Here is a 15,811-nt window from a genome sequence, read left to right as displayed (position 1 = left end):
GCGGGTAATCTCTCCCGAGGCGGCCGTTGATTGCCTTGGCAATGATTGAGACGACGATCAGAAGGTCGCCGTTATCGGATCCGGTCCCATGCGGGCACCGGCGCTGTCGAGTTTGGCGATCGCGGCCATGTCGTCGGCATCGAGCTTGAAGTCGAACACCTGGAAGTTCTCCTCGATGCGCGACGGCGTCACCGATTTCGGGATGACGACGAGGCCGGTATCGATGTGCCAGCGAATGATCACCTGAGCCGGCGTCTTCTGATGTTTTTTGGCGATCTGACCGATATCGGCGTTCGAGATGAACTTACCTTGGCCGAGCGGGCTCCAGGATTCGGTGGCGATATTCAGCTTCTGATGAGCCTCCTGCGCCACCTTCTGCTGGAAATCGGGATGCAGCTCGATCTGGTTGATGACGGGAACGACGCCGGTCTCGCCGATGATACGCTCGAGATGTTCGGGATTGAAATTCGACACGCCGATCGAACGGGCACGACCCTCTTCCCGGATTCGGGCGAAAGCCTTCCAGGTCTCTGTATAGAGGCCGCGATGCGGCGACGGCCAGTGAATGAGGTAGAGGTCGACGTACTCGGAACCGAGCTTCTTCAGGCTGCCCTCGAATGCACGCAGCGTATTGTCATAGCCTTGATCGGTATTCCTGAGTTTGGTGGTGACGAAGATGTCTTTGCGGTCGAGGCCGGAAGAGCGGATGCCTTCGCCGACACCCTCTTCGTTGTCGTAGCCGGAAGCCGTATCGATATGACGATAGCCGGCGGCGATCGCCGTGCGCACGGTGGGAGCGGCAATATCCTGCGGCGTCTGCCAGACGCCGAGGCCGACTTGCGGAATGGAATGTCCGTCATGGAAAGTGATGATGGGTTGAGCGGTCACAATATATCTCCGGGAGTTTGAAGAATTGGACGAGGCATGAATTGCGCCCGCGCTTGCGGACGTCCCTGAACGCATTTCAGCCGGAGCGTTCGGTCACCGACAGCATATAGGCGACCGCATCCGGAAGACAATCAGACGATGCGGACAATCGTTCCCTTTCGAAGGTGAGGCAGCAGGCGGCGCATGTCGCGCAGGCTCACCGCCACGCACCCCGCCGTCGGCTCGTAGTCTGGCCTGATGAGATGGAAGAAGATCGCCGAGCCGCGATTGCGCGCACGCGAGGAGATGTTCCAGTCCATCACCAGGCAGATATCGTAGAGCCCGTCGCTGCGCCGCATTTCCTCATGACTTGCGCAAAACGGCGCCCGGACGAGGCGGTTGTAGCTGGCACTGTCGGACTGATCGCACCAGAGCATGTCGGGGCGGATGCGGCGGATGGAAAGCGGAGTGACGAGCCGGCCATTCCGCTCACCGCGCCGGAAGCCTGATATCAGCCTCATCGAGGCGATCGGCGTGGCGCCGTCGCCCTCGCGTTTCATCACTGTGCGGCCGGAGCGGCCGATCGCAGCGGGCACGGTGATGGCGCCGAGCCGGACGATCGCCCGATTCTTGCGCCCCGGCGCAGCACGCACCACCATCATCGACAGCGTCATACCCCGCCTCTGCCTTGCTTTTTCCATTTTTCTCGCATGTCGTGCCTTGTCTGGGGCTTCGATTGAAATCATATCGAAACCGACCCGGCAACAGCCCGCTGCCCGATCCTTGCCAAACCAGGAATTTGGCGTAGGACTAGGGGACTTAACATGAGGACGCAAACGGCATGACCGCACGCACCATTCTTCTGGTGGATGACGACGATGACCTTCGGCAGACGCTGACGGAGCAATTGTCGCTGTATGAGGAATTCACGGTTCTGCAGGAAGCCAACGCCGGCAAAGGTGTCGCGACCGCCCGCGCGACGCCGATCGATCTGCTGATCATGGATGTCGGCCTGCCCGATATGGACGGCCGCGAGGCAGTGAAGCTGCTGCGCAAGGGCGGTTTCAAGGCGCCGATCATCATGCTGACTGGCCACGATACCGATTCCGACACGATCCTCGGCCTCGAAGCCGGCGCCAACGACTATGTCACCAAGCCCTTCCGCTTCGCCGTGCTGCTCGCCCGCATCCGCGTGCAGCTGCGCCAGCATGAGCAGAGCGAGGACGCGACCTTTACCGTCGGCCCTTACCTCTTCAAGCCCAGCCAGAAGCTCCTGACCACCGATAACGGCCAGAAGATCCGACTGACGGAAAAGGAAGCGGCGATCATCCGCTATCTCTACCGCGCCGAACAGAAGGTCGTCACCCGCGACGTGCTGCTCGAAGAGGTCTGGGGCTATAATTCCGGCGTAACGACGCATACGCTGGAAACCCACGTTTATCGCCTGCGCCAGAAAATCGAGCGAGATCCCTCCAATGCCGAAATCCTCGTCACGGAAAACGGCGGCTACAAGATCATACCCTAGAGCAGTTCCGTTTTTCTCCGAATCACGGAAATGCCTATCTCTTTGTTTTCATGCAATTCCGAACGCAGACTGCGACGCACTTCTGCTGGAATTGCTCTAAGGCGAAAAGCCCGCATGGCGCTGACCGACGACATCCACATGCTCGCGCAGCTTCCTCTGTTCACGGACATGAACGAGGATCAGCTGCGGTTGATCGCCTTTGGCGCCGACCGGCGCATGATCGCTGCCGGCCAGATGCTGTTTCGCCAGGGCTCACCCGCCGAGAGTGCCTATGTCATCCTCAGCGGCAGCCTGGAGCTGAGCGCGACGAGCAGCGACGGCATGCAGAGGACAGAGGGGATCGCCGGTCCCGGAACCCTGGTTTCCGAGCTGGCGCTGGTAACCCTGGTGGAGCGCAAGTTCACCGCGGTAGCGCGCGAGGACACCAGCATCATCCGCATCACCCGCGCCCTCTTCCACCGGCTGATCGAAGAATATCCGGACGCAGCCCGGCTGATCGAGAACCGCATCCGCGACAATCTCGCCGAACTCGCGGCAAAGGCCGCAAGTCAATTCTATCGCTTCAACTGACCCCAGTTAGAGCGCTTCTGCCCTTTACAAAAAGCTGGACCGAATCGCCCTAGAAATCGAAATGCGCCGTCACCGGTACGTGGTCGGAGGGCCGGTCCCAGCCGCGCGCCTCTTTCAGGATTTCGATTCGCTTGAGATGCGGCCCGAGATCCGACGACGACCAGATATGGTCGAGACGGCGGCCGCGGTCGGCGGCCTCCCAATCCTTGGCGCGGTAGCTCCACCAGGTGTAGAGTTTCTCGTTTTCAGGCACATGCTGACGCATGAGATCGAGCCAGGCGCCGCGCTTCATCACCTCGAGCAGCCCCTCGGTTTCGACAGGCGTATGGCTGACGATCTTCAGAAGCTGCTTGTGCGACCAGACGTCATGCTCCAGCGGCGCGATGTTGAGGTCACCGACGAGGATGGCTGAAGTGTTGGCCTCGCCATTGGCTTTCAGCAGCTTCATCTCTTCGATGAAATCGAGCTTGTGGCCGAATTTCGGATTGATCGTGCGATCCGGCTCGTCGCCGCCGGCCGGGACATAGAAATTATGCAGCCGAACCCGACGATTGCCGCGCTCGAAGATCGCCGAGATGTGACGCGCATCGCCGATGCCGCAATAATCCTGCCGGTGATCCTCGGTCAACGGAATGCGCGAGGCGATCGCCACGCCATGATAACCCTTCTGGCCATGGATGATGATGTGATTGTAGCCCAAAGCCCTGAGCGGTGCCGCCGGAAACAGGTCGTTCGTCACCTTGGTTTCCTGCAGGCAGAGAATATCGGGCCTGTGCTTGAGAACGAGCTGCTCGACGATCGGCATGCGCAGCCGCACCGAATTGATGTTCCAGGTGGTGATCGAAAAACCCATGCCCCATACCCTCTCGCGTCCAATGCCTGCATGCCGGCCGAACCGCAGCTCGACGCGACGCGCTTTCATGAAGGGCTTTAAAACAAAGGCGGACGCGAGGGAACCAGCCACGAGCATGATGCCGAAAAGTGTGAGCGGTTTTCGGACGACATCATGCTCAAATCGTTGATTGAGATCCGGATGTTTTCAAGCCAATCGGCCTGAAAACATCCGGATCTGGTAAAAGCGGCCGGCGATCAACCGAAAAGCTCTCAGTCGCGCGACTGCGGCGTGCCTGGAATGGTCTCATAGGGCACGCGGAAGACGCGATCCTCGAACTGCATGCCGGTTTTGACATTGAAGATCATCACCGAGGTGTCCTTGCCCTGATTGTCGGTGATCGTCCACTGACGCAAGTCGTAAGTCTTCGGGTCGAACATCATGGTAATGGTGGAGTTTCCAAACACCGTATTGTTGCCGAGCGCGATCGTCGTCAGGTCAGACTCTTCCTTCACGCCCTTCACCATGCCCGCCGACAGATCGATATGCTGCGCGAGGAGCAGGCTGAGCGGGGTCTTGGACAGCGGATAGAGATCCCAGGTTTTGAGCTTCATATTGCCGATGGCGACGTTCTTGCCGTCGGCGATCACCCGCATCGGCGACGGATCGTCATAGTTGAAGCGCAGCTTGCCGGGGCGCTGGATGAAGAACTTGCCGCCGGTCTGTTCGCCGCGCGGGCCGAACTGCACGAATTCGCCCTGCATCGTCGTGACGCCGGAAAAATGATCGGCGATCGCCTGCGCCGTGCCGGAGGCGGGAGCTGCCGCCTGCGCATAAGCACCAAGGGGAATGGCGCTCGCTATCGCAGCGACGGCAAAGGCGCCGAGAAGGTCGCGGCGCGTTACCGTCAGGCCGGAGAGGAAGGTATCGGAGTGACTCATCTAAATCTCCTTTATGCGATCTGCATGCTGCCGAAAGGCGGCGTCTTCAAGGCGTTGCGATCGGCCTGCGAGAGGTAACGGCTTCGGCGCTATCAGGTTTCCGCAAAAGCGGCTGTATTGGAAATATATGCCTGTTCTGTCAGCGGTCGAGGATGTCGCCTTCTGTGGGAACGAGGATCTCGCGTTTGCCGGCATGGTTGGCCGGTCCTATGATGCCCTCCTTCTCCATGCGCTCGACGAGCGAGGCAGCGCGGTTGTAGCCGATGCCGAGGCGGCGCTGGACGTAGGATGTCGATGCCTTGCCGTCGCGCAGCACGATGGCGACCGCCTGGTCGTAGGGATCTTCCGATTCGGAAAGATTGGACGTGCCGGCCGGGCCGCCGCCGCCGCCGTAATCGCCATCCTCGTCATCATCGGCGGTGATCGCGTCGAGATATTGCGGCGAGCCCTGGGTCTTCAGGTAGGAGACGATCTCTTCCACCTCGACATCCGAAACGAACGGGCCGTGCACGCGCTGGATACGCCCGCCGCCCGCCATGTAGAGCATGTCACCCATGCCCAGCAGCTGCTCGGCGCCCTGTTCGCCAAGGATGGTGCGGCTGTCGATCTTCGAGGTCACCTGGAAGGAGATGCGGGTCGGGAAGTTCGCCTTGATCGTGCCGGTGATGACGTCGACCGACGGACGCTGTGTCGCCATGATCACATGTATGCCGGCGGCACGGGCCATCTGCGCCAAACGCTGGACGGCGCCTTCGATGTCTTTGCCGGCGACCATCATCAGGTCGGCCATCTCGTCGATGATCACGACGATATAGGGCATCGGCCGCAGATCGAATTCTTCGGTCTCGTACATCGCTTCGCCGGTGTGGCGGTCGAATCCGGTCTGCACCGTACGCGAGATCGCCTCGCCCTTCGACAGCGCCTGCTCGACGCGGGTGTTGAAGCCGTCGATGTTGCGCACGCCGATCTTCGACATCTTCTTGTAGCGCTCTTCCATCTCGCGCACGGTCCATTTGAGCGCGACGACGGCCTTCTTCGGATCGGTGACGACGGGCGAAAGCAGGTGCGGGATGCCGTCATAGACGGAGAGTTCGAGCATCTTCGGATCGATCATGATCAGCCGGCACTGTTCCGGCGTCATGCGGTAGAGCAGCGACAGGATCATCGTGTTGATCGCGACCGACTTGCCGGAGCCGGTGGTGCCGGCGACGAGCAGATGCGGCATCTTGGCGAGGTCGGCGATGACGGCTTCGCCGCCGATCGTCTTGCCGAGCGCCATGGCGAGCTTCGCCTTGCTGCCCTCGAAATCCCTCGAGGCGATGAGTTCACGCAGATAGACGGTCTCGCGCGTCTGGTTCGGTAATTCGATGCCGATCGCGTTGCGGCCGGGCACGACGGCGACGCGGGCGGCAATGGCGCTCATCGAGCGGGCGATATCGTCGGCAAGGCCGATGACGCGCGACGACTTGATCCCGGGTGCCGGCTCCAGTTCGTAGAGCGTGACGACCGGGCCGGGGCGGACATGGATGATCTCGCCCTTGACGCCGAAATCTTCGAGCACGCCTTCGAGCATGCGGGCGTTCTGCTCCAGCGCATCGGCCGAAAGCGTGGAGTCGCGCACGACATTCTTTGGTTCGGCGAGCAGATGCATCGACGGAAGCTGGAAACCCTCGGGACGGATGAACGAGCCTTGCGCCTCCCGCTCGATGCGGGCGCTGGGCTTCGGACGTGCGACCACGGGGATGACGCGCGGTTCCGGCTTGCCGGCGGCCTTTGCCGGCGCGCGGATCATCCAGTCCTCGTCATCGTCGTCGGGCAGGATATCGGCCGGGCGCGGCGGCATATCGGTATCGAAGGGCAGGTCGTCGTCATTATCGTCGTCGTCATCGATGGACAGCGACGGCGCGGAAACGACGCGCCGCGGCGAAGCCGTCCTTGCTCCCATCGATGGCTCCATCGACGGTTCCATGCGCTCGCCGCGAGCGGTCGGCGCCTTGGCGCGCACGGGTTCGTTCAGCGTGCCGAACTCGTCATCGTTGAAATCATAAGGGGATTCGTAATCGCCCTGGCGCCGCTTGCGCGGCCCCATGCCGAAGAGCCGGCGCAGTCGGCCCTGGCTCATATACCAAGCATGCGTCACGGCACCGCTGAGAGCGACCCAGCGGGATTCGTCCTCCTCCTCGTCCTCGTCTCCGACGACGCGGGCCTTGCTACTGCGCGTATCGACGTACTCCTCCTCGACCTCCTCGTCGGCGTCGCTGCGGCCGACCAGGCCGGAGGCAAAGAGCATCATCCAGGCGGTCGGCGCGGCAAAGATGCAGCCGACGACCATGGCGAAGGTGCCTGTGGGATAAGCGCCGACGAAGAGTGCGGGAAAACGCAGGATCATGTCGCCGACGACGCCGCCGATGCCGTTCGGAATCGGCCAGGTGAGCGGCGGCGGAAAGCAGCCGATGATGGCGCAGGAAAGCACCGAACCGGCCAACCAGGCGCCGCCACGGGCCGGAATACGGCTGAAGCGGCGACCCGAGATCAGCGTCAGCGCCCAGGCGACGATCGGCAGCATCGAAACGACGCTGGCAAGCCCGAGGAACTGCATGACGATATCGGCAAAGGCAGCCCCGCTGTAACCGAGAATATTCGTCGGCAGGTTAGCGGTCGCATAGGAATAGCTCGGATCCGCAACATTCCATGTCGCCAGCGCCGCGACGCAGAACGCCAGCAGCAGAAAGATCGCAAAGCCGATGAGCGCCTGGATCTGCCGCAGCATGAATGCCGAGAAGGAGAACCGATCCGGACGGCCATCCATTGCCGGCGACGTGCTTCTTGCCATGTGTCTAACCCGTCCAATGCCTGAGGACACGCGAATCGCTGAAGCTTCGCCGTGCCAAAATGCGTCCACTCTACCTAATCAGAGCCGGGTTAAAGCGATGTTAACCATGCATGGCTGGACGACAATTCTAGACCGGGAAATGAAAAAAGCCCGAACCTTGGAAGGTCCGGGCCAAATGCGGTCTATGGTTAGATAGGCCGCGACGGGCCGTGAAGCGGCGCCCTTCTGCCGGGCGCCGCAAACCCTGTGATCAGGAAGAGTGGTAAGCGGCTTCGCCGTGGGTCGAGAGGTCGAGACCTTCGCGCTCGGCTTCGACGGTGACACGCAGGCCGATGACGACGTCGACGATCTTGTAGAGGATCGCCGAGCCGATACCCGACCACAGCAGCGTCGTCAGCACGCCCTTGGCCTGAGCCCAGACCTGGGTTGCCGTGCCGGCATAGGAGGCTGCGAAATCGGCGGTCGAATAATCGACGATGCCTGCACCGCCGAGCGCCGGGTTGACGAGGATACCGGTGCCGAGAGCGCCGATGATGCCGCCGACGCAATGGACGCCGAAGACATCAAGGCTGTCGTCGTAGTTGAACTTGTTCTTCACGACGTCGACGAAGAAGTAGCAGACCGGTGAGACGATCAGGCCGAGAACGATCGAGCCCATCGGGCCGGCAAAGCCTGCCGCCGGGGTAATGGCGACGAGACCGGCAACCGCGCCGGAAGCGCCACCCAGCATGGAAGCCTTGCCGCGGGTGAGGGTTTCGACGATGCACCAGGACACAGCGGCGGCAGCCGTGGCGACGAAGGTGTTGATGAAGGCAAGCGAGGCGTAGGAATTGGCTTCGAGGTTGGAGCCGGCATTGAAGCCGAACCAACCGACCCAGAGCAGCGAGGCGCCGACCATGGTCAGCGTCATCGAGTGCGGAGCCATGATTTCCTTCTTATAGCCCGTGCGCTTGCCGAGCATGATGGCGCCGACGAGGCCCGCAATACCGGCATTGATGTGAACGACCGTGCCGCCGGCGAAGTCGATTGCGCCATAGGAGAAGATCAGTCCGGCCGGCGAGGTGTAGGAGCTCGGACCGCCCCAGAACCAGACCATGTGTGCCATCGGGAAGTAGATGAAGGTGACCCAGAGCACGACGAAGAGCATGACGGCCGAGAACTTGATGCGTTCGGCGAATGCGCCGACGATCAGGCCAGGCGTGATGCAGGCAAACGTCATCTGGAATACGATGAAGGTGTATTCCGGAATGGCGACGCCCTTCGAGAAGGTTTCAGCGAGCGACGACGTGTTGACGCCGGCGAGGAAGGCCTTGGAGAAGCCGCCGACGAAGCTGTTCAGCGAGCCGCCGTCGGTGAAGGCGAGCGAATAGCCGTAAGTCACCCAGATCAGCGCCACGACGGCGGTGATCATGAATACCTGCATCAGCACCGAGAGCATGTTCTTGGCGCGGACGAGACCGCCGTAGAAAAGCGCAAGGCCGGGGATGGTCATCAAAAGGACGAGCGCCGAGGAGACGAGCATCCAGGCATTGTCACCCTTGTCCATGGTGAAAGCAGGAGCAGCAGCGGTGGCAGCAGCTGGTGCAGCCTCCTGCGCAAAAGCGACGGCCGGCGCCAGAAGGGCGGCCGAAGCTGCGCAAAGCCGCGCAAAGGTGGAAGAAAACTTCGAAATTGACATTGGAAAAAGCTCCTTGATCTGCCGTTCTTACAGCGCTTCTGAATCGGTTTCGCCCGTACGGATGCGCACGGCATGGTCGATCGAATAGACGAAGATCTTGCCGTCGCCGATCTGGCCGGTCTTGGCCGATGCCGCAATGGCCTCGACCGCCCTGTCGACGAGTTCCGATGCAACAGCGATTTCGATCTTGAGCTTCGGCAGGAAGCTGACTGCATATTCGGTGCCGCGATAGATTTCGGTGTGCCCCTTCTGGCGCCCGTAGCCCTTCACCTCGGTTACGGTCAGCCCCTGAATACCGATCGCCGTAAGGGCTTCGCGGACCTCATCGAGCTTGAACGGCTTGATAATGGCCATCACAATTTTCATCTGGTTTCCCATCCTTCGTTATCCTCGGCACGGAGCCGACTCTCCTTGCCGCTGACGTTCCTGAACAGCGACCGGCGATATACATTCAAGGGGCGTGCCAGATTCAAGGCAGATCGTAAGTTATTGAAAAATAAAGGTTATAATAAATAATGCCAATAAACAGGCAAATGACCGGCCGATAAGCGCACAAATAACGCGCAAATTCAAAAAGATGCACATTATTTATTCATTTGCCTTTTTCCGAATCAGACCTTCCTGCGCGACAGAGGCAATCAGCTCACCCGATCGCGTAAATAGGCTACCCCGGGTTAATCCTCTGGCGCCAGAAGCCGACGGACTGTCCTGCGTATAAAGCAGCCAGTCGTCGAGTTTGCAGGGTCTGTGGAACCACATGGAGTGATCGAGGCTCGCCACCTGCAGGCTCTGGTCGAAGATGGACGTTCCGTGCGCATAGAGCGACGTATCGAGCAGCGTCATGTCCGAAAGATAGGCAAGCACGGCCGCCTGATAGAGCCTGTTGTCGGGAACCGGGCCGGTAGCGCGCACCCAGACATCCTGCTTCGGATCGAGTTTCCTGTCGGAAAAATAATGCGTCAGCGAGACGGGACGGATCTCGATCGGCCGCTCGCGCTGCCAGTATTTTCGGATCGCCTCCGGCGCGTGCGCGAGATACTGTTCCTTGATCTGCTGCTCGCCGAGCAGCGCCTCCGGCATCTCGACATCGGGCATCGTAATCTGATGTTCGAAGCCCGGCTCCTCCACCTGGAAGGAGGCCGACAGCGCGAAGATCGCCTTGCCGTGCTGGATGGCGACGACGCGCCTCGTATTGAAGCTCGATCCATCGCGGATGCGTTCCGCCTGGTAGATGATCGGCACCGAGGGATCGCCGGGACGCATGAAATAGGCATGCAGCGAATGGACGAAACGCTCGCCCTCGATGGTGCGCTGCGCCGCCATCAGCGCCTGGCCGATCACCTGGCCGCCGAAGACCCGCTGCCAGCCGACCTTCGGGCTGCGGCCGCGGAAGATATCGACCTCGATCGGCTCGAGGTCGAGCGTAGAAAGCAGCGTCTCCATCGCCGAAGGCTCTGATGTCTCGCGCGTCATTTCTATGTCTCCCGGCGGTAGGAAGTGAAGTTGCGATGATCTATATAGAGCACATCTGAGGCACAAGGTACGGGAGCGGCGCGATGTTGGACATGCTGGTTGTGGGCGGGGGTTATGTCGGCCTTTCCGCCGCTGTAGCGGTCAAACAGGCAGCACCCCATCTGAATGTCGCCGTCGTCGAGGCGGCCCCCGAGCATGTCTGGAAAAACGATACGCGCGCTTCCGCCGTCATCGCGGCGGCGGCAAAGATGCTCGAGGTCTTCGGCATCTGGAACGAGATCGAGCCGGAAGCCCAGCCGATCACCAAGATGATCGTCACCGACTCCAAGACCTCCGATCCGGTGCGTCCGGTTTTTCTGACCTTCGACGGCCAAGTCTCCGAAGGCCGGCCCTTCGCCCACATGATCCCGAATGTTGCCATGGTCGCAGCCCTGCGCGGCGCCTGCGAGCGGCTCGGCATCGATATCCGCCATGGGCTCGGCGCCACGGAGCTGAAAACCCACGACACTCATGTCACCGTCACGCTTTCGGACGGTGGTACGCTGGAAACCAAGCTATTGGTTGCCTGCGACGGCGTGCGCTCGAAACTGCGCGATCTCGCCGGCATCAGGACCGTCACCTGGGACTACGGCCAGTCCGGCATCGTTGCAACCGTCGAACACGAGCGGCCGCATGACGGCTGCGCCGAGGAACACTTTTTGCCGGCCGGCCCCTTCGCCATCCTGCCGCTCAAGAACAACCGCTCCTCGCTCGTCTGGACGGAGCGCACGCCGGATGCCAACCGGCTGGTCGCCGCCGACGACCTGATCTTCGAGGAAGAGCTCGAACGCCGCTTCGGCCACAAGCTTGGGAGCCTGAAAGTGATCGGCGACAAGCGTGCCTTCCCGCTCGGCCTGACGCTCGCCCGCTCCTTCGTCGCGCCGCGTTTCGCGCTGGCTGGCGACGCCGCCCATGGTATCCACCCGATTTCGGGGCAGGGCCTCAATCTCGGCTTCAAAGATGTGGCGGCACTTGCCGAAACCATCGTGGATGCCGATCGCCTCGGCCTCGATATCGGCTCGATCAATATCCTAGAGCGCTACCAAACCTGGCGCCGCTTCGACACTTTCCGTATGGGGGTGACGACCGACGTGCTGAACCGGCTCTTCTCCAACGACGCAACGCCGATCCGCATCGCCCGCGACGTCGGACTCGGCATCGTCGACCGGCTGCCACGCCTCAAATCCTTCTTCATCGGCCAGGCGGCCGGAACGACGGCAAAGGACAATCCGCGGCTGCTTGCCGGAGAGACGATTTAAAGAGGCGCTTGCGCATAACTCGAAATCGGAAACGCTAAGGACGCTCTATTCATCAAGACGGCGAGCCTCTGACACCAGCATGATCGGAATGCCGTCGCGGATCGGATAGGCAAGCCGCGCCTTTTCCGAGACAAGTTCATTCTGGTCGCGATCATAGGAAAGCCGGCCCTTGGAGAGCGGGCAGACCAGGAGATCGAGCAGCTTTGGATCGACGCGGCTGAGTTTTTCGTCCATGGCTGAAGTCTACTGCAGAACCGTATCGGAGTCACCGAAGACGCGCGCCAGCACGATTTCGGTAATGGCGATCAGCGTCTCGGCTCGCGTCTTCAGGTCAGGCGCCTCCAGCAGCGCTTGCTTTTCCGCCGGCCCGAAGGGCGACATCATCGCCAGCGAATTGACCAGCGTCAGATTGCTCGCGCGTTCGACGCTCTCCCAGTCGGCCTCGAGCTTGTTGGCATCGAGATAGGCCTTGAAGGCGGTCAGAAGCGCTGCGCGATCGACCGCCTCCTCCTCATTCGCGGCCGAGAGGTCGGCGATAAAAGGGGCGATACGGAAGATGCGGAAGGGATCGCTGGTCGCTTTCTCCTCCAGCAGCCGGAAGCGGCAGACGCCGGTCAGCGATACGATATAGCGCCCGTCGCCGGTCTCGGCGAAAGAGGTGATGCGGCCGAGGCAACCGACGGCGGCAAGGTTGGGCTCGCCGCCCTTGTCCTCGTGTTCGCCGAATGCCGGCTGCACCATGCCGATCAGACGGTTTCCGGTCAGTGCTGCATCCAGCATCGCCAGATAGCGCGGCTCGAAAATGTTGAGGGGAAGCTGCCCGGCCGGCAGCAGAAGGGCGCCGGTCAGGGGGAAGACAGCGATCGCATCAGGCAGATCGCCCGGCTTCAGGTATCTGGCATTCCCGACTTGCATGAAACCGTCCCGCATTCTTGTAACGGGCTTGCCCGTCCTGACGAGAATGTGGTGCCCTCGTCCGAAAACGCAAGGGCAGATGCTCGAAACTTAACTCGTACGCCGAAAATCGGAATCGGTTCTCGGAAAAGATCCTGCACCGATTCAATGCGATAGACCGACCGTGGCGCGTGCTGCGGATGCGCGGCGCCCTAGGAAAACAGCATCGCCGAAAGCTTGCGCCGCGCTGCAACCGTCGCTGGATCCTTGAAGCCCCAGACCTCGAAGAACTGCAGCAGCTGGCGGCGGGCGCCGTCGTCGTCGAAGGCACGGTCCTTGCGCATGATCAGCAGCAGATGGTCGGCCGCTTCGTCGCGCCGGCCTTCGACATTGCGGATCTTGGCAAGCTTGATCCGCGCTTCGTGGTCATCGGGATTGGCGGCCAGTTCACGCTCGAGCGCAACGGGATCACCGAGCTTGCGGGCCTCCTCGATCTGCTCGAGCTTCATCAGCACGGCCTGGATGCCGGCGTCTTTCGCCAGCTCTTCCGGCAATTCCGTCAGTATTTCGCGCGCCCGCTGATGCTGGTTGGCTGCGATCATGCATTCGGCCATGCCGGCAAGCGCCTTGGCATTCTCGGGATCGGCCTGCATCACGGCGCCGTAGAGCTGAGCGGCCTCGTCGATATTGCCGGTGGCAAGCAGTTCCGCCGCTTCCGCAACCACCGCTTCGATTTCGGCCGCCTCGTCGGCGCCGGCCGGACCGGCGATCCGGTCGATGAACTGCTGGATCTGGCTTTCCGGCACCGCGCCCATGAAACCGTCGGCGGGACGGCCGTTGACGAAGGCGATGACGGCGGGGATCGACTGGATGCCGAGCTGACCGGCGATCGAGGGATGGTCGTCGATATTCATCTTGACCAGCCGAACGCGGCCCTTGGCTTCGTTGATGACCTTTTCCAAGACCGGCGTCAGCTGCTTGCACGGGCCGCACCAGGGTGCCCAGAAATCGACCAGTACCGGCTGCTTGCGCGATTCCTCGATGACGTCCTTGGCGAAATTCGCGGTCGTCGTCTCCGTGATGTAGCTGCCGGCCGCAGCCGCGGGTTCCGGCGCAGCACCGAAGTTTGTCGTCGCCGTCATCTGATTTCCGAAGGAAGCATTATAGGGGTTGTCGCTGCCGCTCATAGGTATCTCCCGCCGCGCCGATCCTGCCGGCGTCTTTGCTAAAGCATGTCGCGCAAAACTGTGTGGCGGTTTTGCGATAAAGGCATGCGCAAAACCAAAGACTAAAGCGCGGCAGGCGAATCTAAAAGATCGAGACGCGCTTTAGCGCTAAAATCGTATGTCAGGACGTCACTTTCAAGACAAGTGGCTTATGTCCCGTCGCTTCCATGAAACGGATAAGATCGCTGCTCGCAATCGAGGTCGTCGCATCATTGGATAGCGGATGGCAGTTGACGATCTCGTACGCCATCAGCTCGGCATCGAGCACGAAGGTGACATTCTCAGCGGTATCGTTGATCGCGCCGAAGGCCGTCACCGAACCCGGAGCGACGCCGAGATACTCCATCAGCTTCTCCGGTCTGCCAAAGGAAACCCGGCCCGACCCGCCGATCGCATTATGCACCTGCTTGAGGTCGACGGCAGCATTTTCCTCCACGGTCAGCAGAAAATACCTGTCCTTCTTGTCTTTGACGAACAGGTTCTTGGTGTGGCCACCGGGGATTTCATCGCGCAGCGACACCGATTCCGCCACGGTGAAAACAGGCGCATGATCGACCGTCTTATGGGCGATCCCGAGCCCGTCGAGAAAGGCAAACAATTCTTCTCTTGTCTTCGGGGCATTTTCGGACATCGGGCAATCCATTGGACAGGAAGGGAAAAAAGCGAGGCGTCCTGATTAAGGCGGTCCACATCGTTTGGCAATCTTTGCGACCGACGCTTTGCCCCGCATTTGCGGCCTTTCTGCCGGGCGTCAGCGAACACCAGAATTTTTCTTCGCCTCTCCGTCATTTCCCTGTTGCATTTGAAAACCCGTTAGGCCATATAGCGCCGGTCGCCGCGAGGCGGCGCCCACGGTCCAACAACTACCCCGGACCGATGTGGATTGAGCGGGTGTAGCTCAGGGGTAGAGCACAACCTTGCCAAGGTTGGGGTCGAGGGTTCGAATCCCTTCGCCCGCTCCAGTTTCTCAAATAAAATTAAATGTCTGCTTAGCGCCGGGATAGACGCCCTTGCGCCAACGCACGGCAAGAGCAGATTTGACGCCTTGCGCTGCTCCGAGCTCATTTTGGCAGGAATCCATGAGCTGGATAACCATTCTCGAAGAATACGACGATAGCCTCTGAGTGGGTGGGCGCATCGACTTACTGTTCGGCGAACCTGTCGAGGCGCTGCGCTGAATTCATCGGCCAGCCAGACCCCCACCATAATCTATATAGCACTTCGGAATCCCGAAATTGGTTGCGGTGTTGAAATCATTGGATGTTTCCTCGCGGCGACACCACCCAAAACGCGACGAATTTCGGGATCCCGAAGCGGGGAAATTTCGGGATCCCGAAGTGGGATTTTTTCTTTATGGCGATGCGGCCGCGTTTGTCGGCAACAATCGGCCCGCGGCATCCGACGGAAGAAACCGAGCCGGTCGGAGGCTCACCGATTACGGCACTTTCGACCTCGACGCCGGCTTAGAAGATCAAGATTGTAATTTATTTTGGTTGATTGGTTCGTTTGTAAACTTATTGTCGAGGCAAAAGGACGCGTCTGCGGATCGGATCCCGAATGTTCAGTTTATCGCAGCACAACTCAGTCGACCGACACAGATCCGCACCCGGCGCGTCGATACCGGCGCTGGAGCCGGGTTGCCAGCATCGCCCATAACTTTCTGACTGCTCCCAA

At 60.7% G+C, this 15,811-nt stretch carries 16 protein-coding genes and 1 tRNA gene; 5 read left to right on the top strand and 12 right to left on the bottom strand.

All coding sequences use genetic code 11. From position 1 onward, the window contains the following. Positions 1-57: 57 nt before the first annotated feature. A complete protein-coding gene (locus ACM5SV_RS07590) occupies positions 58-888 on the bottom strand; it encodes an aldo/keto reductase (RefSeq protein WP_017995453.1) in 831 nt (276 codons plus the stop codon). Positions 889-1,019: 131 nt separating this feature from the next. Next, entirely contained in the window at positions 1,020-1,541 is a 522-nt protein-coding gene (locus ACM5SV_RS07585) for a L,D-transpeptidase family protein (RefSeq protein WP_222014616.1), read from the bottom strand. 167 nt (positions 1,542-1,708) lie between these two features. On the opposite strand from ACM5SV_RS07585, the gene ACM5SV_RS07580 reads away from it, so the two are divergent. Next, positions 1,709-2,392 carry a response regulator transcription factor gene (locus ACM5SV_RS07580; protein ID WP_017995455.1) on the top strand — a complete coding sequence of 228 codons (684 nt, stop codon included), beginning with the start codon at positions 1,709-1,711 and terminating at the stop codon, positions 2,390-2,392. Between the two features lie 114 nt (positions 2,393-2,506). Beyond that, entirely contained in the window at positions 2,507-2,962 is a 456-nt protein-coding gene (locus ACM5SV_RS07575) for a cyclic nucleotide-binding domain-containing protein (RefSeq protein WP_222014618.1), read from the top strand. Positions 2,963-3,011: 49 nt separating this feature from the next. On the opposite strand, the gene ACM5SV_RS07570 is transcribed toward ACM5SV_RS07575, so the two are convergent. The 6 genes from ACM5SV_RS07570 to tesB all read right to left on the bottom strand — a co-directional run bounded on the left by ACM5SV_RS07570 (position 3,012) and on the right by tesB (position 10,719). Continuing rightward, positions 3,012-3,815, bottom strand: coding sequence for an exodeoxyribonuclease III (locus ACM5SV_RS07570; RefSeq protein ID WP_026157502.1), 804 nt, complete (start codon positions 3,813-3,815; stop codon positions 3,012-3,014). A gap of 251 nt (positions 3,816-4,066) precedes the next feature. Then, positions 4,067-4,735, bottom strand: coding sequence for an outer membrane lipoprotein carrier protein LolA (locus ACM5SV_RS07565; RefSeq protein ID WP_012759384.1), 669 nt, complete (start codon positions 4,733-4,735; stop codon positions 4,067-4,069). A gap of 139 nt (positions 4,736-4,874) precedes the next feature. Beyond that, entirely contained in the window at positions 4,875-7,568 is a 2,694-nt protein-coding gene (locus ACM5SV_RS07560; RefSeq protein WP_017995458.1) for an FtsK/SpoIIIE family DNA translocase, read from the bottom strand. 250 nt (positions 7,569-7,818) lie between these two features. After that, positions 7,819-9,246, bottom strand: coding sequence for an ammonium transporter (locus tag ACM5SV_RS07555; protein WP_128406551.1), 1,428 nt, complete (start codon positions 9,244-9,246; stop codon positions 7,819-7,821). Between the two features lie 27 nt (positions 9,247-9,273). Continuing rightward, positions 9,274-9,624, bottom strand: coding sequence for a P-II family nitrogen regulator (locus ACM5SV_RS07550; protein WP_003543684.1), 351 nt, complete (start codon positions 9,622-9,624; stop codon positions 9,274-9,276). Positions 9,625-9,834: 210 nt separating this feature from the next. Then, positions 9,835-10,719: an acyl-CoA thioesterase II gene (tesB, locus tag ACM5SV_RS07545; RefSeq protein WP_012759387.1), complete on the bottom strand. Its 885-nt coding sequence runs from the start codon at positions 10,717-10,719 to the stop codon at positions 9,835-9,837. A gap of 83 nt (positions 10,720-10,802) precedes the next feature. Between tesB and ACM5SV_RS07540 the strand changes: the two genes are divergently transcribed. Further along, the gene (locus ACM5SV_RS07540; protein ID WP_012759388.1) at positions 10,803-12,017 is read left to right on the top strand and encodes a ubiquinone biosynthesis hydroxylase; all 1,215 of its coding nucleotides are present in this window, start codon (positions 10,803-10,805) and stop codon (positions 12,015-12,017) included. Positions 12,018-12,062: 45 nt separating this feature from the next. On the opposite strand, the gene ACM5SV_RS07535 is transcribed toward ACM5SV_RS07540, so the two are convergent. From ACM5SV_RS07535 to ACM5SV_RS07520, 4 genes are all read right to left on the bottom strand, one after another. Beyond that, entirely contained in the window at positions 12,063-12,251 is a 189-nt protein-coding gene (locus tag ACM5SV_RS07535) for a Trm112 family protein (RefSeq protein WP_017995460.1), read from the bottom strand. A gap of 9 nt (positions 12,252-12,260) precedes the next feature. After that, entirely contained in the window at positions 12,261-12,947 is a 687-nt protein-coding gene (locus tag ACM5SV_RS07530) for an LON peptidase substrate-binding domain-containing protein (RefSeq protein ID WP_017995461.1), read from the bottom strand. Positions 12,948-13,123: 176 nt separating this feature from the next. Continuing rightward, positions 13,124-14,098: a thioredoxin gene (gene trxA / locus ACM5SV_RS07525; RefSeq protein WP_017995462.1), complete on the bottom strand. Its 975-nt coding sequence runs from the start codon at positions 14,096-14,098 to the stop codon at positions 13,124-13,126. A 160-nt stretch (positions 14,099-14,258) separates the two neighbouring features. Further along, a complete protein-coding gene (locus ACM5SV_RS07520) occupies positions 14,259-14,768 on the bottom strand; it encodes a prolyl-tRNA synthetase associated domain-containing protein (protein ID WP_012759392.1) in 510 nt (169 codons plus the stop codon). 256 nt (positions 14,769-15,024) lie between these two features. On the opposite strand from ACM5SV_RS07520, the gene ACM5SV_RS07515 reads away from it, so the two are divergent. Next, positions 15,025-15,099, top strand: a tRNA-Gly gene (locus ACM5SV_RS07515). 273 nt (positions 15,100-15,372) lie between these two features. Next, the gene (locus ACM5SV_RS07510; protein WP_164902313.1) at positions 15,373-15,801 is read left to right on the top strand and encodes a hypothetical protein; all 429 of its coding nucleotides are present in this window, start codon (positions 15,373-15,375) and stop codon (positions 15,799-15,801) included. Positions 15,802-15,811 lie beyond the last annotated feature (10 nt).

Origin of the sequence: Rhizobium sp. CRRU65 (genome assembly GCF_048551595.1) — a bacterium.
Lineage (GTDB): Bacteria > Pseudomonadota > Alphaproteobacteria > Rhizobiales > Rhizobiaceae > Rhizobium > Rhizobium leguminosarum_J.
The sequence above is the reverse complement of the archived record's forward strand: the minus strand, read 5'-3'. Positions and strand labels throughout refer to the sequence as shown.